Annotated in this window: 21 protein-coding genes; 13 read left to right on the top strand and 8 right to left on the bottom strand. The window is 64.7% G+C overall.

The window, feature by feature from the left end; all coding sequences use genetic code 11:
* The first annotated feature begins 2 nt into the window (after window positions 1-2).
* The 9 genes from NUG21_RS17625 (at window position 3) to NUG21_RS17665 (ending at window position 12,775) form a co-directional block, all read left to right on the top strand.
* On the top strand, window positions 3-731 hold the full coding sequence (locus tag NUG21_RS17625; protein ID WP_263391541.1) for an SDR family oxidoreductase: 729 nt from the start codon (window positions 3-5) through the stop codon (window positions 729-731).
* A gap of 1 nt (window position 732) precedes the next feature.
* Complete coding sequence (locus NUG21_RS17630; protein ID WP_263391542.1) at window positions 733-2,931, top strand: glycosyltransferase family protein; 2,199 nt, start codon at window positions 733-735, stop codon at window positions 2,929-2,931.
* A gap of 133 nt (window positions 2,932-3,064) precedes the next feature.
* Window positions 3,065-4,009 carry an NAD-dependent epimerase/dehydratase family protein gene (locus tag NUG21_RS17635; RefSeq protein ID WP_263391543.1) on the top strand — a complete coding sequence of 315 codons (945 nt, stop codon included), beginning with the start codon at window positions 3,065-3,067 and terminating at the stop codon, window positions 4,007-4,009.
* Between the two features lie 24 nt (window positions 4,010-4,033).
* The gene (locus NUG21_RS17640) at window positions 4,034-5,329 is read left to right on the top strand and encodes an NAD(P)/FAD-dependent oxidoreductase (protein ID WP_263391544.1); all 1,296 of its coding nucleotides are present in this window, start codon (window positions 4,034-4,036) and stop codon (window positions 5,327-5,329) included.
* Window positions 5,326-7,212 (top strand): hypothetical protein, encoded by a 1,887-nt coding sequence (locus NUG21_RS17645; RefSeq protein ID WP_263391545.1) that lies wholly within the window; start codon window positions 5,326-5,328, stop codon window positions 7,210-7,212. Before NUG21_RS17640 ends, NUG21_RS17645 begins: the two co-directional genes overlap by 4 nt.
* On the top strand, window positions 7,209-7,610 hold the full coding sequence (locus NUG21_RS17650; RefSeq protein ID WP_019795934.1) for a GtrA family protein: 402 nt from the start codon (window positions 7,209-7,211) through the stop codon (window positions 7,608-7,610). Before NUG21_RS17645 ends, NUG21_RS17650 begins: the two co-directional genes overlap by 4 nt.
* A 71-nt stretch (window positions 7,611-7,681) precedes the next feature.
* Window positions 7,682-8,500, top strand: a complete 819-nt coding sequence (locus tag NUG21_RS17655) for an ABC transporter permease (protein ID WP_019795933.1) — start codon at window positions 7,682-7,684, stop codon at window positions 8,498-8,500.
* Window positions 8,490-9,806: an ABC transporter ATP-binding protein gene (locus NUG21_RS17660; RefSeq protein WP_263391546.1), complete on the top strand. Its 1,317-nt coding sequence runs from the start codon at window positions 8,490-8,492 to the stop codon at window positions 9,804-9,806. The genes NUG21_RS17655 and NUG21_RS17660 overlap by 11 nt, the downstream gene beginning before the upstream one ends.
* Window positions 9,803-12,775 carry an FkbM family methyltransferase gene (locus NUG21_RS17665; protein ID WP_263391547.1) on the top strand — a complete coding sequence of 991 codons (2,973 nt, stop codon included), beginning with the start codon at window positions 9,803-9,805 and terminating at the stop codon, window positions 12,773-12,775. Before NUG21_RS17660 ends, NUG21_RS17665 begins: the two co-directional genes overlap by 4 nt.
* Before the next feature lie 85 nt (window positions 12,776-12,860).
* On the opposite strand, the gene NUG21_RS17670 is transcribed toward NUG21_RS17665, so the two are convergent.
* From NUG21_RS17670 to NUG21_RS17690, 5 genes are all read right to left on the bottom strand, one after another.
* On the bottom strand, window positions 12,861-14,045 hold the full coding sequence (locus NUG21_RS17670; protein WP_263391548.1) for a cystathionine gamma-synthase: 1,185 nt from the start codon (window positions 14,043-14,045) through the stop codon (window positions 12,861-12,863).
* A gap of 84 nt (window positions 14,046-14,129) precedes the next feature.
* The gene (locus tag NUG21_RS17675) at window positions 14,130-15,500 is read right to left on the bottom strand and encodes a pyridoxal-phosphate dependent enzyme (RefSeq protein ID WP_010340227.1); all 1,371 of its coding nucleotides are present in this window, start codon (window positions 15,498-15,500) and stop codon (window positions 14,130-14,132) included.
* A 190-nt stretch (window positions 15,501-15,690) separates the two neighbouring features.
* On the bottom strand, window positions 15,691-15,909 hold the full coding sequence (locus NUG21_RS17680) for an HP1242/YdcH family protein (RefSeq protein ID WP_019797073.1): 219 nt from the start codon (window positions 15,907-15,909) through the stop codon (window positions 15,691-15,693).
* A 333-nt stretch (window positions 15,910-16,242) separates the two neighbouring features.
* Window positions 16,243-17,115, bottom strand: coding sequence for an OmpA family protein (locus NUG21_RS17685; protein ID WP_263393117.1), 873 nt, complete (start codon window positions 17,113-17,115; stop codon window positions 16,243-16,245).
* A gap of 17 nt (window positions 17,116-17,132) precedes the next feature.
* Window positions 17,133-17,525 (bottom strand): DUF4398 domain-containing protein, encoded by a 393-nt coding sequence (locus NUG21_RS17690; protein ID WP_048491628.1) that lies wholly within the window; start codon window positions 17,523-17,525, stop codon window positions 17,133-17,135.
* Between the two features lie 99 nt (window positions 17,526-17,624).
* Here NUG21_RS17690 and NUG21_RS17695 point away from each other — a divergent pair, with 99 nt between their 5' ends.
* Complete coding sequence (locus NUG21_RS17695; protein WP_160948157.1) at window positions 17,625-18,764, top strand: PilT/PilU family type 4a pilus ATPase; 1,140 nt, start codon at window positions 17,625-17,627, stop codon at window positions 18,762-18,764.
* Between the two features lie 820 nt (window positions 18,765-19,584).
* On the opposite strand, the gene maiA is transcribed toward NUG21_RS17695, so the two are convergent.
* On the bottom strand, window positions 19,585-20,241 hold the full coding sequence (gene maiA, locus NUG21_RS17700) for a maleylacetoacetate isomerase (RefSeq protein ID WP_263391549.1): 657 nt from the start codon (window positions 20,239-20,241) through the stop codon (window positions 19,585-19,587).
* Between the two features lie 89 nt (window positions 20,242-20,330).
* Window positions 20,331-21,320: a fumarylacetoacetate hydrolase family protein gene (locus NUG21_RS17705; RefSeq protein ID WP_160948159.1), complete on the bottom strand. Its 990-nt coding sequence runs from the start codon at window positions 21,318-21,320 to the stop codon at window positions 20,331-20,333.
* A 345-nt stretch (window positions 21,321-21,665) separates the two neighbouring features.
* On the opposite strand from NUG21_RS17705, the gene NUG21_RS17710 reads away from it, so the two are divergent.
* From NUG21_RS17710 to NUG21_RS17720, 3 genes are all read left to right on the top strand, one after another.
* Window positions 21,666-23,045 (top strand): DEAD/DEAH box helicase, encoded by a 1,380-nt coding sequence (locus NUG21_RS17710; protein ID WP_263391550.1) that lies wholly within the window; start codon window positions 21,666-21,668, stop codon window positions 23,043-23,045.
* Window positions 23,046-23,219: 174 nt separating this feature from the next.
* On the top strand, window positions 23,220-23,579 hold the full coding sequence (queD, locus tag NUG21_RS17715) for a 6-carboxytetrahydropterin synthase QueD (protein ID WP_019796881.1): 360 nt from the start codon (window positions 23,220-23,222) through the stop codon (window positions 23,577-23,579).
* Window positions 23,580-23,862: 283 nt separating this feature from the next.
* Window positions 23,863-24,240, top strand: coding sequence for a phasin family protein (locus tag NUG21_RS17720; protein ID WP_263391551.1), 378 nt, complete (start codon window positions 23,863-23,865; stop codon window positions 24,238-24,240).
* A 269-nt stretch (window positions 24,241-24,509) separates the two neighbouring features.
* On the opposite strand, the gene bioD is transcribed toward NUG21_RS17720, so the two are convergent.
* Window positions 24,510-25,199: a dethiobiotin synthase gene (gene bioD / locus NUG21_RS17725; RefSeq protein WP_263391552.1), complete on the bottom strand. Its 690-nt coding sequence runs from the start codon at window positions 25,197-25,199 to the stop codon at window positions 24,510-24,512.
* Window position 25,200: the final 1 nt, after the last annotated feature.

Here is a 25,200-nt window from a genome sequence, read left to right on the forward strand (position 1 = left end):
ACATGCAACGCGTCCTCATCATCGGCGCCACCTCGGCCATCGCCGAGGCCACCGCCCGGCGCTACGCCGCGCGCGGCGCGGCCCTCCATCTGCTCGGCCGCCAGGCCGCGCGCCTGGACGCGATCGCGTCGGACCTGTCGGCGCGCGGCGGTAAGGCCAGTTGCGGCGTGCTCGACGTCAACGACAGCGCCGGCCATGCGGCGGCCTTCGATGCCGCCTGGGCCGCGCTGGGCGGCGTCGACGTGGTGCTGATCGCCCACGGCACGCTGCCCGACCAGGCCGCGTGCGATGCCTCGGTCGACCTGTCGATGCGCGAGTTCGCCACCAACGGTACCTCGACGATCGCGCTGTGCGCCGCGCTGGTGCCGCGCCTGCGTGCAGGCGCGACGCTGGCGGTGATCTCGTCGGTGGCCGGCGACCGTGGCCGCGCCAGCAACTACCTGTACGGCAGCGCCAAGGCCGCGGTCAGCGCCTACCTGAGCGGCCTCGGCCAGCGCCTGCGCCCGGAGGGCATCAACGTGCTCACGATCAAGCCGGGCTTCGTCGATACGCCGATGACCGCCGCCTTCAAGAAGGGCGCGCTATGGGCCAAGCCCGACCAGATCGCCAAGGGCATCCTGCGCGCCGTCGACGGCCGCCGCGCGGTCGCCTACCTGCCCGGTTTCTGGTGGGCGATCATGTTCGTCATCAAATCCATTCCCGAATTCGTTTTCCGCAGGATCAAGCTCTGACATGACCGTCGCGTTCACCAAGGCAGACCTGAACATGGACGCCGTCGAGCTTTACCGACGTGTAGTGGGAGCGGCATTGCTCGTCTGCCTTCTACTTCTGAGCGGATGCAATGCCTATCAAGATCCCGCATTAAGCATTGACGGTGGCTGTGCACCAGCCAGTTCTCCGTTCCTGGCTTCTGCCCCAAATGTGAATGGGCGCATCACCTACTGCGAGGGTGGTGACGGCTGGATTGGAACGGCAGAATCACACCCCTACCCCAAAGGCACTCGCAACGTTCAAGTGATGTTGGCGGGTTATCCCGGCACAGCCAATATCACACTCTATGCCATTGCCAGCAACGGACAAGCGGCCATAATCCCGGTTCTACAGCAACCCGGCGACAGATGGCAGCGCTTCGTACTGGAGATACCTGCAGAGATTTCTAAAGCGGATTACCGCTTACGCCTAGAGGATCAATCCAAGGCCAGTTTCGGCTGGGCGGGAATCGGAGCTTCCACATCCTCCCCCACGATTGCCTCCGTCAAAGGCATGCTGCCCATACTGGTAGCGGCGCTATTTGGAAATTTCTGGCTGATCGCCGTGTCGTTATGCGTGCCAAACGTTGGGCAACACGCGCGTGAACGTATCCTGCAAGGCCTACTTGTCGGCGGATGTGCCTGGCTTTTGATCTTCTTCGGCTACGTCCTGTCAGCCAAATTAGGCAGCATTCTCTCCCTCCTGATCTTGATCGCCCCATTCCCACTCGCGCTGATCGCCGGACGGCAGCGTCATACGTCTCTGCGGGAAGTCGCAGGCATGCAGAATGCCTTGCTGCCCGTCCTGATGCTGATGTGCTTCGTCCTGTGGATTGGCTTGTTTCCTTTTCACTGGGATGGGCACCCAGGTGGCGATGCCGCTAATCGCTGGCCACCTCGCCTGGAACTTGATGCCTGGCTCCCGTTGCTGTTCGGCGACATGCTCAAACACGGAACATTGGTTGTACCAATGGTGGGCGACTGGCTCAGCAGTGATCGGCCGCCACTGCAAGTAGGCCTTTACTTACTGGCGTCCAAACTTCCACTCCATAACAAAGATCTTATCTACCAGGGCATATCCAGCTGGGCCCAGGCATTGGTGCTACTGCCAATATGGGCCTTGCTCGCGCGCTTCATGGACAAACGCGCCCAGGCGATTTCGCTATGCATCATCGGAATATCCGCGCTGATGCTACTTAACACGCTCTACGTTTGGCCAAAGCTTTTGGCCGCGACATTTTGCCTCATTTATTATATTTCCATGTTTCCAGCCGATCTCGATCAGCGACGCTGGGGTCAAGCGGGGCTAGGGGCTGCGATGGCCTTGCTCTCCCATGGCGGCGCGTTGTTTTTCTTGGTCGGGGCATCCGCTCTACACCTGGCCTGGTATCGGCGCCAGAGCTTGGCAACGCTCATCAAGGCCGGAGTCCTGGCATCTGTCATCTACATGCCCTGGATTGCATATCAGCGCCTTGTCGACCCCCCCGGAGATCGACTGATAAAATGGCATTTTGCTGGAAAAATCCCGGTGAGCAGCGAAAGTGCGCTGCATGCCATCACCAGCGCTTACTCGCAAATTACATTTGCAACATGGTTGTCGACGCGCATGGAAAACGTCGCGACCGTTGTCAAAGGCACTTTTTCTGGACTAGCCCATGCTCTATGGATCGTCGCACAACACGACCCGTCCACCATCTCGCAATTTATTAGCGACGACTTCTTTCATCTATTCCACTCCATGTGGTTTACCTCTCCGTTGCTATTAATACCCTGCCTCGTTTTTCTGTATATGCGCCAGCGTCGCCAGGCCGATCCAGCAGTCAAGGGCTTGCTGCAGGCATCGGCGGCAACCGCCCTCTCACTAATCTTCTGGATAGTGAGCATATTCGACGGCGGCACGACCACCGTGCACATTGGCGCGTATGCTTCGGTGCTGATGCTGCACATCGTCGTACTAGCGGCTGCTTGGCGAACCAGCCCGCCGCTTTTCTACGCAATATGCGCTGCAAACGCCACCGTTTCGCTCTCGGTTTATGCGTTCAATAGGAACTTCCTTCCCGGCCTGCAACCTGCTTACCTGCTTGGAAGCATACTCACATGCTGCGCATTTGTTTTTTCAGTATTCAGGTCCATGGAGTCTACGCAGTCGCGCCCCGCAGCCGACTTGGTCGCAAATCAGTGACTCACAGGACGTTCGCGTGCATCCATTGTGGCCCTCGGATCGATCCACCGAACGCCAGCCGCTTGAAATGCGATTCTCTGACGCACGTCTTTTCAGCTAAAGCTTTTCTATTACCGAGCAATTGAGTTCATTCATGGCACAGAAGACCGACAAGATCGTCATCACCGGCGCCGCAGGCCTGGTCGGGCAGAACCTGATCGTCGAACTGGAGCAGCAGGGCTATACCCAACTGGTGGCGATCGACAAGCATGCGCACAACCTGCAGATCCTGCGCGAACTGCACCCGGCCGTTCGCGTTGTGCAGGCGGATCTGGCCGAGCCCGGCGACTGGGCGCGCGAATTCGAGGGCGCGGCCTGCGTCGCTCAGTTGCACGCACAGATCACCGGCAAGACCACCGATCTGTTCACCCGCAACAACCTGACCGCGACCGCACACGTACTCGACGCCTGCCGCGCAGCAGAGGTGCCTTACATGGTGCACATCAGCTCCTCGGTGGTGAACTCGGTGGCCAAGGACGACTACACCAACACCAAGCGCGCACAGGAAGAGATGGTGGTCGCCAGCGGCCTGCGCCACTGCGTCCTGCGCCCGACCCTGATGTTTGGGTGGTTCGATCCCAAGCACCTGGGCTGGCTGTCGCGTTTCATGGCCAAGACCCCGGTATTTCCGATCCCGGGCGATGGCAGGTTCATGCGCCAGCCGTTGTACGAGCGCGACTTCTGCCGCTGCATCGCCAAGTGCATCGAGCGCGAACCCGACGGCGATGTCTACGACATCGTCGGCGACACCCGCGTGGACTATGTCGACATCATCAAGACGATCAAGCGGGTCAAGAAACTGCACACCCTGATCGTGCATATCCCGATCGGCTTCTTCGCCTTCCTGCTGCGTGTGTATTCGCTCTTCAGCGCCAAGCCGCCGTTCACCGCCGACCAACTGAAGGCGCTGAGCGCCGGCGACGACTTCAAGGGCGTCGATACGGAAGCGGTGTTCGGCGTACGCCAGACGCCGTTCGAAGACGCGATCCGCGAAAGCTACACCGACCCGCGCTACAGCCACATCGTGCTCAAGCGCTGAACCGTTATACGAGACTTAGACACTATGAGCACATTCGCGATCGTCGGCAGCGGCCCCATGGGCCTGATGGCTGCCATGGAACTGTTGAAGAAGGGCCACCAGGTCGACGTCTACGAACGCGACGACCGCATCGGCGGCATGTCCGCGGACTTCGATTTCGACGGACTGCGCATCGAGCGCTACTATCACTTCATCTGCAAGACCGATTTCCCGCTGTTCAAGCTGCTCGAGGACCTGAAGCTGTCCGACCGTCTGCACTGGACGGACACCAAGATGGGGTACTACTACCAGGGCAAGCTGCACAAGTGGGGAACGCCGTTCGCCCTGCTCGGCTTCCCGCACCTGGGGCTGGTCGACAAGATCCGCTACGCCCTGCACGTCATGCACACCAAGGGCATCAGCGACTGGACCGCGCTGGACAAGGAGAACGCGCGCGACTGGATCACCCGCTGGATCGGCCCCAAGGCCTACAAGGTGATGTGGGAGAAGGCCTTCGCACTGAAGTTCTTCGAGTACCAGAACGACCTGTCCGCCTCGTGGATCGGCACCCGCATCAAGCGCGTGGCACTGTCGCGGCGCAATCTTTTCAACGAAAGCATGGGCTATCTGGAGGGCGGCTCGGCCGTGCTGCTGGAACGCATGGCCGCGGAAGTGACCCGGCTGGGCGGGCGCATCCTGCTGTCGCAGCCGATCGAGGAAGTCGCCTCGGTCGATGGCAAGGTCACCGGCATCCGCACCCGCGACGGCCATCATGCCTACGACGGCGTGATGTCGACGGCACCGATCCAGTACGTGCCCGGCATGGTGCCCGGCCTGCCCAAGACCTTCGCCGATCAGGTTGCCGCCATTGAAAACATCCCGGTCGCCTGCGTAATCCTGAAGCTGTCCAAGCCGGTCAGCGAGAACTTCTGGATGAACATCAGCGACGACCGCATCGCCATCCCCGGCCTGATCGAGTACAGCAACCTCAATCCCGGCAAGGGCCCCGGCGAGCACATCGTGTATGCGCCGTACTACATGCCCAAGACCCATCCGAAGTGGCAGTGGAGCAACCAGCAGCTGATCGACGAAGTCATCAGCTACTTGCCGATGATCAATCCGGACTTCAAGCCGGAGTGGATCCGCGCGACCCATTGCCATCGCTATGAGTACGCGCAGACCATCTGCCCGCCGGGGTTCCAGGACATGCTGCCGCCGATGAAGACGCCGCTGCAAGGGTTCTATATGGCGGATACGGCTTACTACTACCCGGAAGATCGCTCGATCAACGAGAGCATCAATACGGCGCTGGCGCTGGTCGGCGAGGTTCTACGCGGATGAACGCGCGGATGAAGGCAGCGTGCGCGCAGCTGGCAAGATGGTCTCATCCCCTGAACCCAATCTTCCTTCTGACGGTGCTGCTGATACCTATGATGGCCGTGCGGGCCTACCTGGTGCTGACCTACGGCAGCAGCAGCCCGTTCTGGGATCAATGGGACGCGGAGTTCGACAACCTGTTACTGCCGTTCCTGCGCGGGGAGCTCGGCCTTGGCCACTTCTTCGCCGCGCACAACGAGCACCGCATCTTGTTCACCCGGCTGATTTCGCTCGGGCTGTTCACCGCCAACAGCAATCAGTTCGATGCCAAGGTGGAAATGCTGCTGAACGTACTGCCTCACGCAGCAGCCATCGGAACGATGGCCTGGATCGGCATGCGCACCCTCCCTGCTGCGGCCCGCCCTCTTTTGGCAATAGGAGTGTTTGCGCTGGCAGCGTCACCATTGGATTGGGAAAACCTGATCGCAGGTTTCCAGAACCAGTTCTTCATTCTTGCATTGCTTTCGGTGGTCACCGCTTGGCTGGCCTCGGCTGATGCACTGGGACGCAATCGTGTGTTGGCGATGGTGATTTGCGCAGGATTGGCCTTGTTCACCATGGCCTCGGGCGTATTCGCGGCAGCAGCGGCCGCCGGGCTGCTCATTCAACGGTTATCGGCGGCGGACGTGGATCGGCGCCAGGGAATGATCGCGCTGCTATTGATGCTGGCCATCGCTGCGGCGGGGTTGCTGATGATGCCGAAGCCGCCCCAGGGCGACAGCCTCAACTCGCACTCCGTCGAGCAGTTCCTGCACGCATTGAAGAACACGTTGGCATGGCCGCTGTCTCCGAATTGGATAAGCGTGGCCGTGCTGTGGCTGCCGTCGGCAACGCTAATCATGCTGATGGTGAATCGGATGTTGGCGCGGGGCGCTGCGCCGCGGGGCGAGCGCTTCTCATTCGCCATTGCTGGTTGGGTGCTGGTGCAGGCGGCAGCGATGGCATATTCGCGCGGAGGCGAAGTACAGAACGGTGTGACCTCGCGCTACACCGACCTACTGATGATTGGCGTCATCAATAACTTATGGTTAGTCCTGTACGCCAGCTTCCGTCAAGACAACCGGTGGCCGTCATGGGCGCGCACCTTGGCGCCTGTCGCATTCATCGGATGGACTGCGCTAGGACTCTATCCCAACCTGCTCACGGCCAAGGCCAGCATGGAGGAGCGCTCCAGAGCGGGCGCCAGCCAGGAGCGAATTCTGGCCGACTACCTGCGCGACGGGAACCTGGACGCCTTGCGCACTGCACCCGGGCGTTTTCCATACCCCGACGCCGAGCGCATTGCCAGGGTGCTCTCCGCGGACGATGCGGCGGGCATGATGCCAATGGAAATCCGTCGCCCGCTGCCATTTAAGTTTGCCGACTGCAATGCTGTCAGCAGCCCTGGCGCATATACATCATTGCCCGCCATGCCTTACGCAGTGGGTACGTACACGCCTGGTAAAGGCGACGCCAACCTTGCCGACTGCAGCAGCGCGAGCGTGACAACTGATGGCGGCTGGATTGCGTACCGCCAAAGCGGCGCCGGCAAGCCCTCGGTCGACGTGCGCCTGGTCGGACGCGACCATACGGTGGACCTGACGCGTAATGGCGCTCCGGGTGAGCGGTGGCAAACGCGCCTGGAACGGCTTCCGGCCGATGACTACAAGCTTCAAATCGTCGACTCCGATACGCACACGTGGGTTGCGGTCACGCCTCCTTTCCAGATCGGTCGCCTGAGCTTGCTGCGTTTGTGGGCCGAGGAACGTGCTGGGCGCTTGTTGTATGCCACCTTGGTCCTAGTGCTGATGCTGCTGACGTTTGCGATCGCGCGACCTCGGACCAACCATACGGTGACGCCCGCATGAGCCGTCAGTTCCTTCTGTTCGTCATCTGCGGCGGCACCGCGGCCGCCGTGAATGTAGGCAGCCGGATTCTTTTCAGCATGGTCGCGCCGTTCGAAGCGTCGGTTTGCCTGGCCTATGCGCTCGGCATGCTCACCGCATTTCTCCTGAATCGGATTCTGGTGTTCAAGGGTTCCGATCGCCCGATTAGCCAACAGGCCGCGTGGTTCATCGCGATCAACGCCATCAGCCTGCTGCAGACTCTGGCAATCAGCATCTTGCTCAAACGCTGGCTGCTGCCGGCGCTCAACTGGCCGCTCGACATTCCACTGAGCGCCCACCTGGTCGGCGTGGCAGTGCCTATCTTCACTGCCTACCTGGGGCATAAGCACTTCACTTTTGCCCGCTCCAAGTCCATGTGACACATGGACGCGCTCCATGCGTGCAATGCCCACCCACAGTAAACTACCCGGTCAATCCAACCACCTCCTGTATGGAAGCCTACCCTAGCTCTCCCGGCCATTTGATCCGGTCACTGATCGTCAATCGACGGCTCGTCGTTGCCTTGGCCAAGCGTGAGATCGCAGCCCGCTACCGCGGCTCTCTGCTCGGCTTGGCCTGGGCGTTGGTGCAGCCGATTTTCATGCTGGCGGTCTATACGTTCGTCTTCAGCGAGGTGTTCAAGGCACGCTGGCCAGGCGGCAGCGGCTCGCGAACGGAATTCGCCCTGGTGTTGTTCAGCGGCCTTCTGGTATTCAACCTATTCTCGGAAGTCTTCAACCGAGCGCCAGCGCTGATCGTCAGCAATGCCAACTACGTAAAGAAGGTGGTCTTCCCGCTGGAAGTACTGCCCTGGGTAAGTGTGTTGACTGCGATGTTCAGCCTCGTGGTCAACCTGCTGGTCTGGATGGCGTTCTATCTGATCTCCACGGGACTGCCACCGGTGACCGCGTTGCTCGCCCCGGTGGTCATGCTCCCGATGATCCTCTTCATGACCGGCATCGCCTGGCTTCTATCCGCGCTGGGCGTATTCCTCCGCGATACGGCGCAGATCACTGCGATCATCACTACCGCAGTAATGTTTCTGACTCCCATTTTTTATCCCATTGATGCCATTCCAGCCTCGTTTCGTCCGGTGCTCTACATCAATCCCCTTGCGCCGATTGTTTCGCAAATTCGCGATGTGCTGATGTGGGGCAAGGGCCTGGATCCGGTTGTCTACTCGCTATGTCTAGTGGTATCCATCGCTACCTTCTTCTTTGGCTACGCGTTCTTTCAACGCACCCGCAAGGGGTTCGCAGATGTGCTCTGACATCGCAATTCAGGTGCGCGACCTGGGCAAATGCTTCAATGTCTATGAGAAGCCTGCGCATCGCCTGATGCAGATGCTGTGGCGTGGACGTCGCCGGTACTATCGCGAGTTCTGGGCGCTTCGCGAGGTTGGCTTCACCATTCACCGCGGCGAAACCGTTGGCATCATCGGCCGCAACGGTGCCGGCAAATCCACACTTTTGCAGATGATCTGCGGTACGTTGACACCCACCGAGGGCGACATCACCGTCAACGGCCGCGTCGCCGCGCTTCTGGAACTGGGCGCCGGGTTTAACCCCGAGTTTTCTGGCCGCGAGAATGTCTATCTAGCGGCATCGCTGTATGGGGTAGAGCGGGAGGAAGTAAGCAGGCGATTTGCCGATATCGCAAGCTTCGCCGACATTGGCGACTTCATGGAGCAACCGGTAAAGACCTATTCCAGCGGCATGTACGTCCGCCTGGCCTTCGCGGTCATCGCCCATGTTGATGCAGACATCCTGATCATCGACGAGGCGCTGAGCGTCGGCGATGCCTATTTCCAGCAAAAGTGCATGCGTTTCCTCGCAAGCTTCCAACGGGGTGGCGGGACTCTGCTGTTCGTCAGCCACGACATGGGCGCGGTGACCACCCTCTGCGCCTCTGCCGTACTGCTGCGCCGACAGGATGACCACTACCAATGCGACATCGGTTCGGCACGCGAGATCTCGGCGCTGTACCTGCGCGACTTGTACGCTGACCGCCAGGAGACAGCGCTGGCCACGCCTAACAATGCACTCCGGCAAGGCTCGTACGACGTCGACAACGTCGAACCCACCAAGTTTCATGCTGGCGCATTCCGCCCCGACGTTGACAGCTTCGGCGCTGGTGGCGCGCGCATCGAAAATGCGGCATTCACCGACGTCGACGGCAATCCAGTCTCCGAATTCACATCGCAGGATGATGTAAGACTCACCATCACGGCACGCGCGCTCAAACCACTCAACTATCCCGCCATCGGCTTCATGCTGAAGGATCGCAAGGGCCAGTATCTCGTCGCCGACAGCTCAGATAGCTATCTCCGGGAAGAAGCCATTGCGGTCGAACAGGGGAACACCTTCACGGTGACGTTCCAGCTGCAACTACCCCGCTTGATCCGAGGCGAGTACAGCCTGGATCTCGCACTCGCCGAGGGGCCGGGCGATGACCATGTGCAGCACCATTGGCTGCACGATGCAATTCTCTTGACCGCCCTCAACTCCCAACTTGTCCACGGCATCTCCGGCGCCCAGCCGCTGGCGGTATCGTTCCGTACCTTCCATCACTCATGACCATCATCTCTGGACGCCACGGCGTTTTTGAAACACTTCCTGGTGACACCGTCATCGCGGACTCGCTGCGCTGGTACGGGGAATGGGCAGAGAACGAGCTCGAACTGCTCCGCCGCTTCGTCTCATCGGGAAGCGTTGTGGCCGACGTGGGCTCCTTCATCGGCACCCATGCAATTGCGTTCGCGCGCGCCGTCGGCGGTATCGGCCACGTGCACGCGTTCGAACCCAGGCGCGACGCGTTTTCCATTCTTCAGCGCAATATTGAGCAAAATGGCCTGGCGGGCCAGATCACCGCACACAACGTCGGCGTCTCGGATTATCCAGGCACGATTTCGCTCGATGACGCCTTAGATGGAACACAGAACAAAGGCGGACTAAGCCTGATCGATGCGGGCCAAGGGTACGACGTTCGCATCGTCACCCTCGACTCACTTGCATTGCCGAGGCTGGACCTGCTGAAAGTCGACGTTGAAGGCATGGAAGCGAAGGTTCTTATCGGTGCCAAGAAGACACTGCAGCGCTGCAGGCCGGTAATCTTTGCCGAGTTCAATTCCGTTGACGGCGCGGCGAACACCATGGCCGCCGTTGCGGAGCTCGGATATACCGCCTATGGCGTGGTCTACCCGGCGTTCAATCCGGACAACTTCAACCAGTGCCCGGATAACTTCCATGGTGCAAACGCGGAGTGCGGCCTGCTCCTGATTCCAAGCGAAGGCAAGCAAGAGAGCTTGCTCACGGAAGACATGCGCCCCATCGGCGCCCTTGAGGACATCGTCGCGCTGCTGCTGGAGAAGCCACAGTACCTGCCCGAAATACTGCCAGACGCACCTGAAGTCATGACGGTTCGTCGCCGCCGCGCCGAAGCGCCACAGCCTGCTGCGCCAGCCGTCCGACCTCTACACGTCGTCGCGCCTTTCTACTGCAACGAACAGTTGGTCGCCCCGTTCATGCGTGGCCTGCGCAGCGTAGCCAACGAACTCGTGCAGGCGCATGCCTCCGTCTGGCTCTACAACGACAGCCCAGATCACGAAGGACTGCGTGTCGCGCTGGCTGAAGCCGTCGCCGAGGGTGTTCCAGGGGTCGACGTGCGCACGCTTGCCAATGAAGCCAATCTGGGCTTTATCGGCACGTGTAACCGCGCCTTCGATCTGGCGATCGAGGAAGGCGCCGACGTCTTGCTGCTCAATTCGGATACGGAGGTCACCACCGGTGCGATTTCCGAAATACTGGCGGTGTCTACGCTCGATCCGATGATCGGCTTCGTCTGTCCGCGCAGCAATAACGCGACGCTGGCCACGCTTCCGCACTCGATCGAACATGTGGACGTCTCCGCCGAACAGGCGCGCAGCCTGTTCCTTCCCATCGCGCGCCGCTTGCCTCGTTTTTCGTTCATCCCGACCGCAGTGGGCTTTGCACTATGGATCCGCGGCACCGTGCTTGCCGAGTTCGGCCACTTCGACACGGTGTACGGCAAGGGCTACAACGAGGAGAACGACCTCATCATGCGCGCCAACCGCGCAGGCTATCGCGCGGCCCTCGCCAACCATGCCTTCGTCTGGCATCAGGGCGAGCAATCGTTCTCGACAACCAGCCAGCAACGCTCCGAACGCGAACAGGTCAACGCCAGCATCCTGCGCAAGCGCTACCCGGAGTACGACTCGCTCATCTATCGCTACTTCACCTCGCCAGAGTACCGCGCCGAAAAGCTGCTCGAAGCCCTGGAGCCAGTGGACGAGCGGCGCACCATCGCCTTTGATTTTTCGTCGTTTGGGCCATTCCACAACGGCACGTTCGAATCCGGCATCAAACTGCTATCTGCTGCGCAGCGGTCCTGGCCGCAGGACACCCGAATCGGCGTCTACATCAGCAAAAAGGCCTGGAACTTCCACGGCCTGGATCGCCTCCCCGGAATCGTGCGCTTCGAACCGAACGATCAGAACGACAAGGTAGCCGCGGTAGTACGCATCGGCCAGCCCTATCAGACCGGCACTCTGCTGCACCTGTTCGAGACCGCGCCGGTGGTGGGCATCTTCATGCTCGATACCATTTCCAGCGACTGCGGATATCTTCTGCTGGAGTTCGATGAAGGCATCTGGCGTTTCGCGCTCGAAAACATGAGTGTGCTCTTCACCAACTCGCAGTTCACGCTCGACCGGATCCGTACGCGCTACACCATCGGCGCCTCGACGTTGCAGCGGGTATCCCTGCACTCGCTGGATCCGGCCGATTACGCCAGCTACCAGCCAAGCGACTCGGAAGGCTCGCATATCCTCGTCATCGGCAATCATTACGCGCACAAGTTTGTACGCGCGACAACCGATGCGCTGGCGAGCGGACTGCCCGACCACAAGATCATCGCGATCGGCTACCCGGACGGCATCGAACTCCCCGCCAACGTGCAGTCCATCAAGGCGGGCGAGATCGACGAAGAGACATTCCAATCGTTCTACCGGGACGCGAAGGTCGTCGTCTTCCCGAGCCATTACGAAGGATTTGGCTTCCCGGTGCTGCACGCACTGGCGCACCACCGCCCGGTGATGGTGCGCGACACCGGGCTAAACCGAGAACTGGCCGACCACATCACCGCTTCGGCCAATATCCACCGTTATGAGACGACGCAGGAATTACTGCAAAAACTGCAGCAGTCCATGCCGGTCTGGAGCGATGAATCTCGTGCCGGTGAAGTCGATGGCTGGCGTCGCTCGGCGCTGGAAGTACACGCGGCGCTGACGCTGGCGATGAATCAGACCACCGGCTCGCAGGTCGCCTCCGTACTGCGGCGGGTTGATGCCCTCAAGCGTTCCGCGGCGCTCGCGGCGGAGATGGCAAGCTCGAACGCAGCCATGGCGACCTCCGGCCAGCGCGCCGGGCGCCACTTGGGGCGTCTCATCGATCGTCTGTTGACGATTCCGGGTGCGGCGGCGGCGGCGCGCTTTGCCGCACGCATTTATCGCAGTCTCAGGCGCTGACAAAGATGCGCTTCTTTTGTCAGAAGCGCTTCTTACACGTCGCCGATGGCGCCCCGGCAAGCAATGCCGGGGCGTTATGCGGGGCCTAGGCTAACGCCCGCTCCAAATCCCCACGCAGATCCTCAACATCCTCCACACCCACGCTCAGCCGCACCAGCGCATCGCTGATGCCGAGTTGCTCGCGCCGCGCGACCGGCACCGAGGCGTGGGTCATCACCGCGGGGTGGTTGACCAGGCTCTCCACGCCGCCCAGGGACTCGGCCAGGGTGAACAGGCGGGTGCGCTCGCAGAAGCGCTTGGCCGCGTCGAAACCGCCCTTGAGCACGATCGAGACGATGCCGCCGTAGCCGGCCATCTGCCGGCCGGCCAGGGCGTGCTGCGGGTGCGAGGGCAGGCCCGGGTAGATCACCTTCTCCACCGCCGGGTGCGTCTCAAGCCACTGCGCCAGCGCCAGGGCGTTGTCGCAGTGCGCGCGCATGCGCAGCGGCAGGGTCTTCAGGCCGCGCAGGGCGAGGAAGCTGTCGAACGGGCCCTGCACCCCGCCCACCGAGTTCTGCAGGAAGGCCAGTTGCTCGGCCAGTTCGGCGTTGTCGCCGACCACGGCCATGCCGCCGACCATGTCCGAGTGGCCGTTGAGGTACTTGGTCGCCGAATGCACCACGATGTCCGCGCCCAGCGCCAGCGGCCGCTGCAGCAGCGGCGAGGCGAAGGTGTTGTCGACCACCACCAGCAGGCCGTGCTTGCGCGCGATCGCGGCGATCGCGGCGATGTCCACGATCTTCAGCATCGGATTGGTCGGGGTTTCGATCCACACCATCCTAGTGGTCGGGCGGATCGCCGCCTCGAACGCGGCCGGGTCGGTCAGGTCGACGAAGCCGAATTCCAGCGCGGCGGTGCGCTTGCGCACGCGCTCGAACAGGCGGTAGCTGCCGCCGTACAGGTCGTCCATCGCGATGACGTGGCTGCCGCTGTCCAGCAGTTCGATCACCGTGGCGGTGGCGGCCATGCCGGAGGCGAAGGCAAAGCCGCGGCTGCCGCCTTCCAGGGCCGCCACGCAGCGCTCGTAGGCGAAGCGGGTCGGATTGTGGGTGCGCGAATACTCGAAGCCCTGGTGCTCGCCGGGACTGGACTGGGCGTAGGTGGAGGTCGCGTAGATCGGCGGCATCACCGCGCCGGTGGACGGGTCCGGGTGCTGTCCGCCATGGATGGCCAGGGTCGCCAGCGCCAGCGCAGGGCCGTCGCCATGGGGGTTCGACGTGTTGTCCGTCATGTGGGGTTACCGGAAAAGGGGCGTGATTCTAGCAGCGCGGTCTGAACGGCCCCATGCAGCGCGGAACCGTCCAGACCACAGGGATTACTGCACCCGGCGGCGCAGGTAGTTGAGCAGGTCGATGCGGGTGATCAGGCCGAGGAAGGCGCCCTCGTTCATCACGATGGCGACCTGGCCGCGATCGAACACCGGCAGCAGGGCCTCGATCGGCGATTTGACGTCCAGCCGGTCGAGCTTGCTGACCATGGCCGTGGCCACGGGGTCGCGGAACCGTGCTTCGTCGCCATATACGTGCAACAAGACGTCGCTTTCGTCGACGATACCGACCAGTTGATCGCCTTCCATCACCGGCAGCTGCGACACGTCGTACAGCTTCATGCGCTGGTAGGCGGTGGTCAGCAGGTCCTTGGGGCCGACCACCACGGTGTCGCGCTGGCTGTACGGGCGCAGGATCAGGTCGCGCAGGTCGCCATGCTGCGGGCGCTCCAGGAAGCCGTTGTCCAGCATCCAGTAGTCGTTGTACATCTTTGACAGGTACTTGTTGCCGGTGTCGCAAACGAACACCAGTACCCGCTTGGGCTCGGTCTGAGCACGGCAGTACTTCAGCGCCGCGGCCAGCAGGGTGCCGGTGGAGGAGCCGCCGAGGATGCCCTCCTTGGCCAGCAGTTCGCGCGCGGTGTGGAAGCTCTCGGCGTCGCTGATCGAATAGGCCTTCTTGACCCGGCTGAAGTCGGAGATGGCCGGCAGGAAGTCCTCGCCGATGCCTTCCACCAGCCAGCTGCCGGACTTCTCGCTGACCGTGCCCTGCTCGATGTACTCGGTCAGGATCGAGCCGACCGGGTCGGCCAGCACCAGCTCGGTATGCGGCGACGCGGCGGCGAAGGCGCGCGACAGGCCGGTCATGGTGCCGGAACTGCCGCAGCCGAACACGATCGCGTCCAGCCGGCCGTCCATCTGCCGCAGGATCTCCGGGCCGGTGCCGAACTCGTGTGCGGCCGGGTTGTCGGGGTTGCCGAACTGATTGATGAAGTAGGCGCCCGGGGTCTCGGCGGCGATGCGCGCGGCCAGGTCCTGGTAGTACTCGGGGTGGCCCTTGGCCACGTCGGAGCGGGTCAGCACCACCTCGGCGCCCATTGCCTTGAGGTTGAAGATCTTCTCCCGGCTCATCTTGTCCGGCACCACCAGGATCAGCTTGTAGCCCTTCTGCTGGGCGACCAGGGCCAGGCCGATGCCGGTGTTGCCGGCGGTGCCCTCGACCAGCACCGCGCCGGGCTTGAGGTCGCCGCGGCGCTCGGCCGCCTCGATCATCGACAGGCCGATGCGATCCTTGATCGAGCCGCCAGGATTGGCGCTCTCCAGCTTCAGGTACAGCTCGCACACCCCGGTGTCGAGCTTGCTGGCCTTGACGATGGGGGTGTCGCCGATCAGGTCGAGGACGGAGGAGTGAATGGCCATCGGGTCCGAATGCGTCGCGCCGCGGCAGCGGCTGGACCGGGCATTATCCGCGCTCGGGGGTGGAAAGTCAGAGAATGCGCGCGGCACGGACGAAAAAAGCCGCAATCGCGGCCTTTCGAGGGGATGACGCGGACGGTGGCAAGCCGACGAGGAGGCCAGCCACCGCCCGCGACAAGGGGGAATAGTACGGTCAGTGCGGCTTCTGCTCGTAAAGGCGCAGCAGCTTTTCCTTGGCGGCGAGCTTTTCGCGCTTCATCTGCGCCAGGGTGACATCGTCGATCGGCAGCACGCCGAGCTCGGCGTCCATGCACTTCTTGTCCAAGGTCTTGTGGCGCTGGTAGAGCTGCTTGAACTCCGGATCGGACTTGATCAACGCGTCGATTTCGGTCTGCGATTGCCCTTCGAACATAGGAATAGCCTCCTTCAGCTAGAAACAAGAACGCCCCGGCCGCTGCGGCACGGGGCGTTGCCTGGGAGCGGAAGCGCGCGAGCCACCGGCTGCACCGCCGCAACGCCTGGAACCACGGTTCCTGCGACGTCGGACTGCGGTGCGCGCCACTGCGTCATCGGCTCGGACTCCTCCGTTGGCACCAGGCGGCGGGAGTGCCACCTGGAACACCGACCCTACGCTTCCCTACCGCCGCGGACAAGAGAAGCAAGCCCGCTTTGCCGCATTCAGTTGCTCGGCGCTCAGGCCCAGGGAAAAACCCCGTTAAACGCCGATGCAAAGGGCACGACAGGCTTAGGGCGCGATCACAACCTCGGCCGAACGGGCCTTGGTCGACGCCCCCTTCTTGCCGACCGCCTGCACCCGGTTGGCGGGCACGCCGCCACTGACCAGAGCCGCGCGCAGGGCATCGGCGCGCTTCTGCGCCACCCCGGCGTCGGTGTCGTAGGCCTCGATCCGCACCTTGCCCTTGCTGATCTGCAGGTACTGGGACAGGGCCTTGGCCTGGTTCGTGGCATCGCCCGACAGCGCCGCCTTGCCGGCGTCGAAGGCCGCGCCGGAGAAGGTGAAGACCTCCCCGCGCGTCTCGAAGCGCGAGACCGGTAGCTTGGTGCCGGCGACCAGTTCGGCCTCCTCGCGCGCCAGCTTGGCCGACTTCTGCTGCGCGGCGCTGAGCTTGGCGGTCTGCTGCCCGGCGACGCTGGCCAGCGCCGCATCGGCGTCCGCGCGCGCAGCCTGCTCGGCCTCGGCCGCCTGGCGCAGGCTCTCGGCCTCCTCGGCCTGGATCTGCGCCTGCACGCGCAGGCGCTCGGCCTCCTGACGGGCCCGCGCGGCCTCGCGGCGGCTGGCCTCGATCAACAGATCGCTGCGGGTCTTCTCCAACTGGTCGACCTGGCGCCGGGCGATTTCGGCGCGGGCCATGGTTTCGGCGATCTCGACCCGGCGCTCGGCCAGGTAGCGCGCGTCGTCGCGTTCCTTGCGCTTGGCGTTGGCGAAGTTGGCCACCGCCTGCTGCGCCTGCAGACGCTCGTAGGCGGCGACATCGGCGTTGAGCGGATCGGCCTGCAGCGCCACCAGGCGCTGGTTGAGCACGGCCAGTTCCGGGTCGTCGGCCGCCATCGCGCCCAGCGGCGCCAGCAGCAAGGCCAGCAGGGCCAGGCGGCGCATTCCGTGCAGGGCGCGGCTCATGGACGGCCCTCCCCAGTGCCCAGGGTCTGCTGCAGTTGGGCCACCTCGGCCTGGCGCTGTTTCAGCTGCGCATTGGCCACGGCCTCCTCGCTGCGGGCGCGAGCCAGGTCGGCATCGGCGGCCACGCGCAGCGCCAGCTGCGGCGCGGTCTTGCGCTGGCGGCGGTCGAGCGCGGCCTGCTGCGCCTGCTCCAGGCCCTGGCGGGCGCTGGCCAGCAGGTCCGGCGCGTACTGATCGGCATCGGCCTGGATCGCGCGCTGCACCGCCTGCTGCGCGGACAGCAGTTCCGGCGAGGCCACCTGGGCGAACGCGGCCGGCGCGGCGAACAACGCCAATGCGCAGGCCATCACATACTGCTGACAACGGAAGTGTGCGAAGCTAGTTTTCATCTAGGGGGGCCGTGGACGGAGACGTCGATCACGGCCATTGTCGGAAGCCTGTGGCGCGCTTGCAACGGGCGATTGCGGATCGTTGGGGAACCATTGCGCATGGATATCGGCTATTTCCTGAAGCTGATGACCGAAAAGAACGCCTCGGACATGTTCCTGACCACAGGGGCACCGGTCTATATCAAGATCGAAGGCAAGCTGTACCCGCTCGGCGCCACCGGCCTGCCGCCGGGCATGGTCAAGAAGATCGCCTACTCGCTGATGGACGAAGGCCAGGTGCCGCAGTTCGAGCGGGAGCTGGAGTTGAACATGGCCATCGCCCTGCAGGACGCCGGACGCTTCCGCGTCAACGTGTTCAAGCAGCGCGGCGAGGTCGGCATGGTGATCCGCGCGATCCGCAGCAAGATCCCCAGCATCGAGGAGCTGCACCTGCCGCAGGTGCTCAAGGACGTGATCATGACCCCGCGCGGGCTGGTCCTGGTGGTCGGCTCGACCGGCTCGGGCAAGTCCACCTCGCTGGCGTCGATGATCGACTACCGCAACAGCACCACCACCGGGCACATCCTCACCATCGAGGACCCGATCGAATACCTGCACAAGCACAAGATGTCCATCGTCAACCAGCGCGAGGTCGGCCTGGACACCCACGCCTTCCACAACGCGCTGAAGAACGCGATGCGCGAGGCGCCGGACGTGATCCTGATCGGCGAGATCCTGGACGCGGAGACCATGGAGGCGGCCATCGCCTTCGCCGAGACCGGGCACCTGTGCCTGGCCACACTGCACTCCAACAACGCCGACCAGACCATCGAGCGCATCCTCAACTTCTTCCCCGAGAGCGCGCACAAGAACGTGCTGATGAACCTGTCGCTGAACCTGCGCGCGGTGATCTCGCAGCGCCTGGTCAAGGACAGCACCGGCCGCCGCCGGCCGGCCTCGGAAGTGTTGTTGAACACGCCGATGATCCGCGACCTGCTGCGCCGCGGCCAGGTCCACGAGATCAAGCAGGCGATGGAGGAATCGCTGGAGGAAGGCATGGAGACCTTCGACCAGTGCCTGTTCCGCATGGTCAAGCAAGGCCAGATCGAGCAGGAGGAAGCGTTGCGCGCAGCCGACTCGCGCGACGGCCTGGCCCTGAAGTTCCGCCTGTCCGAAGGCGGCAGCGGCGAGCACGATCCCTACGCCGACTACGACAGCGGCCCCAGCGCCGCGCCGCGCATCACCCACGGCTTCGTCTGAGGCGTCGCCGCTTCCTCGCAGGAGCGGCTTCAGCCGCGATCGGGCGCTCGCAGACGCCTGGTCGCGCTGGTCCCGCAGCGACGGCGGCAACGGCGGACCGGGGTCCACCAGCGGTCGCCGCAGGGTCGTCCTTCCCGGGGCAAACACCGCTTCCCGCAACTGCGCGTCGGGACTGAAGTCCCTCCCACAGTGCACCCAGGGAGTTCACCGAAGGCGCTTATGGAAGCGACTTCGTAGGAGCGGCTTCAGCCGCGACCGGGCATTCGCAGACGCCTGGTCGCGCTGGTCCCGCAGCGACGGCGGCAACGGCGGACCAGGGTCCACCAGCGGTCACCGCGCGGTCGCCCTTCCCGGGGCAAACGCCACCTCCACGCAACTGCGCGTCGGGACTGAAGTCCCTCCCACAGTGCACCCAGGGAGTTCACCGAAAGCGCTTATGGAAGCGACTTCGTAGGAGCGGCTTCAGCCGCGACCGGGCGTTCGCAGACGCCTGGTCGCGCTGGTCCCGCAGCGACGGCGGCAACGGCGGACCGGGGTCCACCAGCGGTCGCCGCGGGTCGTCCTTCCCGGGGCAAACACCGCTTCCACGCAACTGCGCGTCGGGACTGAGGCTCCTCCCACAGTTCACTCGGCGCGTTCGCCGCAAGCCCCTGTGGGAGCGACTTCAGTCGCGACGCGTGGAGGCCGAAGCGTCCGGCACTGCAGTCCTTCCCACATCCTCATGCTCACCGATGCGGCAGGGATGGCGGCAGCGTCGGCCGACCGGGCACTACCGGCACGCCGGTCGCGGCTGAAGCCGCTCTACGACGATATTCCCGGCTTACTGGGCGTCGGGCTGGTTTTCCGGGCGCGCCGCGTCGAAGGCCGGCAGCGCCAGGCAGGCGCGCTCGATCCGCTCCAGGGTCGGGTAGACCTGCAGGTCCACGCCGAAGCGGCGCGCGTTGTACATCTGCGGCACCAGGCAGCAGTCGGCCAGCCCGGGCTGCTCGCCATGGCAGAAACTGCCGGTGTCCGGCGATTCGGCCAGCAGTTGCTCCAGCGCATCGAAGCCGACCTGCATCCAGTGCCGCATCCACTCCTCGCGCTCGGGCTGCGGTACGTTCCAGGCGCTCTCGAAGAACTGCGCCACGCGCAGGTTGTTGAGCGGATGGATGTCGCAGGCGATCAGTTGCGCCAGGCCACGCACGCGGGCGCGATCGATCGGCGCGTCCGGCAGCAGCGGCGGCTCCGGCCAGCGCTCGTCCAGGTACTCCAGGATCGCCAGCGACTGGCGGATCGGCTGACCGTCATGACACAGGGTCGGCACCAGCTCCTGCGGGTTCAAGCGTGCATATTCCGGCAAATGCTGCTGCCCGCCATCGCGCACCAGATGCACCGGCAGCGACTGATAGGCCAGGCGCTTGAGCTCCAGCCCGATGCGCACCCGGTACGCGGCACTGGAGCGCCAGTAGGTGTAAAGCTGCAGTGCCTCGTCCATGCCCGCCTCCGTCTGCGCAATCGACAACGATACCGGTGGACACCTGGGCCGCGGCGCCGCCGGTCGCCCCGGCACCGCCGCCGGCCGGGTCAGGGCAGCGGCGCCTGCTCGATGCGCTGCTCGATCGCGCCGAAGATGCTCACTCCGTCACGGTCCAGCATCTCGATCCGCACCACGTCGCCGAAGGACATGTACGGCGTGCTCGGCTTGCCGTCGCGCAGGGTCTCCACGGTGCGCTGTTCGGCGAAGCAGGAGGCGCCGCGCGCGGTGTCCTGGTTGGCGATGGTGCCCGAGCCGACCACCGCGCCGGCGGCCAGCGGCCGGGTCTTGGCCGCGTGCGCGACCAGCTGCGCGAAATCGAACTGCATGTCCTCGCCGGCTTCCGGCGCGCCGAACCAGGCGCCGTTGATGTGGGTCAGCAGCGGCAGGTGCACCTTGTTGTCGCGCCAGGCCTCGCCCAGCTCGTCGGGGGTGACGAACACCGGCGACAGCGCCGAGCGCGGCTTGGACTGCACGAAGCCGAAGCCCTTGGCCAGTTCCGGCGGAATCAGGTTGCGCAGCGATACGTCGTTGACCAGGCCGATCAACTGGATGTGCGCGGCGGCCTGCGCCGGCGTCACCGCCATCGGCACGTCGTCGGTGACCACCACGATCTCGGCCTCCAGGTCGATGCCGTAGTCCTCGCTGACCACCTTGACCGCATCGCGCGGGCCGTAGAAACCGGCGCTGACCGCCTGGTACATCAGCGGGTCGGTGTAGAAACTCTCCGGCACCTCGGCGCCGCGCGCGCGGCGCACGCGCTCCACGTGCGGCAGGTAGGCGCTGCCGTCGAGGAATTCGTAGGCGCGTGGCAGCGGCGCGGCCAGCGCCGCCATGTCCAGGTCGAACTGGCCGTCGGCACTGCCGTCGTTGAGCGACTCGGACAGGGCGTTCAGGCGCGGGGCGAGGTTGCTCCAGTCCTCCAGCGCGCGCTGCAGGGTCGGCGCGATGCCGGTGGCGCGCACCGCGCGGGTCAGATCGCGGGACACGACGATCAGGGTGCCGTCGCGACCGCCTTCCTTCAGGGAACCTAGCTTCATGTCCGTCCAGTGCTGGGGGCTGAGCCGGCGATTGTACGGCCAGACAGCGGCTTGGTTTCAACTGAAACGGACACGCATTTTGTGCAGCGCGCCAATTCAGGTACACTGCACCGGTCTGCATGCGGCCGTCCGTTTCCCTCAGGGACCGCCGGCGAGGCCAGGATCGCAACGATCCGACTCGCCCGCCCCGCCCGACGCCTTTCGTGGTGCCGACGAACCCCAGCCTCGCGTTGCGGGTTGATCCACCCTCTCGCAGCGCGGTTCACGGGAACGCTCCGAGCCTCACCTACTTGTGCCTGCGCGCCGGGTCCGTCCCGGCGTCGGCGCGTTATCCGGAGCATTTTCATGTCGTTCGAATCCCTGGGCCTTGCGCCCTTCCTGCTGCGCGCGCTGGCCGAGCAGGGCTACGAAACCCCCACCCCGATCCAGGCGCAGGCCATCCCGGTGGCCCTGCAGGGCCACGACCTGATGGCCGGTGCGCAGACCGGTACCGGCAAGACCGCCGCGTTCGGCCTGCCGCTGCTGCAGCACCTGGGCACCTCGCCGCAGACCGTGGGCGCCGGCCCGCGCAAGCCGCGTGCGCTGGTGCTGGCCCCGACCCGCGAACTGGCCACCCAGGTCCATGACAGCCTGCGCGGCTACAGCAAGTACCTGCGCATCCCCAGCGCCACCATCTACGGCGGCGTGGGCATGGGCAACCAGCTCGACGCGCTGCGCCGCGGCGTGGACCTGCTGATCGCCTGCCCGGGCCGCCTGCTCGATCACCTCGAGCGCCGCAGCGTGGACCTGTCCGGCATCGAGATCCTGGTGCTGGACGAGGCCGACCGCATGCTCGACATGGGCTTCCTGCCGTCGATCAAGCGCATCCTCGCCAAGCTGCCGCGGCAGAACCGCCAGACCCTGCTGTTCTCGGCCACCTTCGAGGAAGGCATCAAGCAGCTGGCCCGCGAGTTCATGCACGACCCGCAGGAAATCCAGGCGACCCCGAGCAACACCGTGGCCGACACCATCGCCCACCGCGTGCATCCGGTGGACGGCGCGCGCAAGCGCGAGTTGCTGCTGCACCTGCTGGCCGCCGACTCGCGCAAGCAGACCCTGGTGTTCGCCCGCACCAAGCACGGCGCCGACAAGCTGACCACCTTCCTGGACAAGTCCGGGATCAAGGCGGCGGCGATCCACGGCAACAAGAGCCAGGGCCAGCGTCTGCGCGCACTCGGCGACTTCAAGGCCGGCCGCATCACCGTGCTGGTGGCCACCGACATCGCCGCACGCGGCATCGACATCGACCAGTTGCCCAAGGTCATCAACTACGACCTGCCGATGGTCGCCGAGGACTACGTGCACCGCATCGGCCGCACCGGCCGCAACGGCGCGCAGGGCGAGGCGGTGTCGCTGGTGGCGCAGGACGAGGCCAAGCTGCTGCGCGCGATCGCACGCCTGCTCAAGCGCGACATGGACATCCGCGACGTGCCGGGCTTCGAGCCGGCCACGCCGATCCGCTGGGGCAACAACAATCCGCCGGACGAGCGTCCGGGCGGCCAGCGTCCGCCGCGCCGCGGCAGTCACGCCCGCCGCGGCCACGGCGATGCGCCGGCGCACGCGCATGCCCACGCCGGCAGCAAGAAGCCCGGCGGCCACCACGCCGACGGTGCCCGCCGCCAGGGCCAGGGTCAGGGTCGCCGTCACGGCAATGGCGGCGGCAACCGCCCGGCCGCGCCGCGCTGAGCCCGCCGCGGCCGCGCCCTCCGCACGCACCCAGGCCGCCCTTCGGGGCGGCCTTTTTTGTCCCGCCCTACCCGGCAGCACGCAGATCGCCCGCCCTGCAGCGTGGCGCCACCGCCGTCGTTGCGCGCCCAGCACCGTGCCATGCCGCTCCACCCCGACCGTAGAATGCCTCCCATGGATATCTTCAAAGTCTTCACCCTCGAAGCCGCGCACCGCCTGCCCAACGTGCCGCCCGGCCACAAGTGCGCGCGCCTGCACGGACACTCGTTCCGCATCGAACTGCACGTCAGCGGCGAACCCGGCGCCGAGAGCGGCTGGGTCATGGATTTCGGCGACATCAAGGCGGCGTTCCGCCCGCTCTACGACCAGCTCGACCACCATTACCTCAACGACATCGACGGGCTGGACAACCCCACCAGCGAACGCCTGGCGGTATGGATCTGGGAACGGCTCAAGCCGGCGCTGCCGCTGCTGAGCGAGGTGGTGGTGCACGAGACCTGCACGTCCGGCTGCCGCTATCGCGGGCCGGGCTGAGCAAGGCCGGGATTGGGGAATGGGGATTCGGGAATCGCAAGGGCGGCACCGCGCCGGCTGAGGGGTTTCGATGCCGCCCGCCTTGCGTTGCGTCGTCGCGCGCATCAGGCGCTTTCCAGGCTCGCGGAGGAGTCCGGCAAGGGCTGGCGGCATTGCGCCAAGCCATTGATCATAAAAGCAGTTTGAACGGATCCTGAGCGGCTTAAGAAAATTTTGTTGCATCGCAGCAGAATGGGCGTATGTTGCACTGCAACAGCAGTCGGCATTCCAATGGAGTTGCATGATGTCCGCTCACTTCAACGACCAGTTCAGCAGCTACACCCAGCAGTTCGCCGCCACCGCGGCGCGTGCCAACCGCTTGGCGCTGGAGAGCGCCGAGAGCGTGTTCGGCGTGCAGTTGAAGACCTTCGAAAAGAATGTGTCGGCCACCACCGGCTTCCTCGGCGAACTGACCGAGGCGCGCGACCTGGGCACCGTGCAGGCGCTGTGGCCGAAGGGCCTGCAGATCGCCCGCGACAACTTCGAGCGGCTGGCCACGGCCAACCAGGAAGTGTTCGGCCTGGGCCTGAAGACCTCCGAGGCCATCGGCCAGCTCGCCAAGCACCAGTTCGAGGCGGCGACCGAGCAGGCCGCACCCAAGGCCAAGCCCGCCGCCAAGTAAGACCCGATTCGACGTCGCTGCGGTCCGCCGCCCGACGCACCCTCGGTCTGCACGGGTCCCTCCCCCCGTGCAACCCCCAGGCCCGGTAGATCCCTCCCTCTACCGGGCCTTTTTTTGTGTGTGGGATGTGGGAGTGGGGATTCGGGATTGGTCGATCGCGTGCGTCCCGGCGTCCGTGTCTTTCTTTGTCGGAAAAGCTGCTGCACCGGTGCTTCATTGGTGAGGCGTCGGGACTGAAGTCCCTCCCACACAACCCGCCCGGTAGTCGATCAGCCCGGCGACATGCCCATCCATGGCTGCAACTGCGCCGCCAACTGCTCGGCCTGCGGTTGCGGCCGGTACGGCAACCGCCCCCAGCACGGCATCGGCAGGCGCGTGCGCAGCATCGCCATGTTGTCGTCGATGCGCTCCATCGCCGGGTCGATCTCGTTGCCGATCCAGCCGATGCACTGCAGGCCGTCGGCGGCGATCGCCGCGGCACTGAGCCGGGCGTGGTTGAGGCAGCCCAGGCGCAGGCCGACCACCAGCACCACCGGCAACCGCAGCGCGCGCGCCAGATCGGCCTGGTCCAGGGTCGCCGACAGCGGCGCCGCCCAGCCGCCCACGCCTTCCACCACCACCACGTCGGCCTGCGCGCGCAGGCGTTCGAACGCGGCCGCGATCGGCGCCAGTTCCAGTTGCACGCCGGCGTCGGCGGCGGCCAGTTCCGGCGCCAGCGGCAGCGGCAGCGCGTAGGGATTGAGATCGTCATAACGCGGGCGCGGTGCGCTGGCCTCCTGCAGGGCCAGTGCGTCCTCGTTGCGCCAGCCCTCGGCCTCGCGCGTGCAGCCGCTGGCCACCGGCTTCATGCCCACCGCGCGCTGGCCGCGCGCACGCAGGGCATGCAGCAGCGCGGTGCTGGCGATGGTCTTGCCGATGCCGGTATCGGTGCCGGTGACGTAGAAGGCGGGAACAGCCATG

Source organism: Xanthomonas sp. CFBP 8445, assembly GCF_025666235.1.
GTDB lineage: Bacteria > Pseudomonadota > Gammaproteobacteria > Xanthomonadales > Xanthomonadaceae > Xanthomonas_A > Xanthomonas_A indica.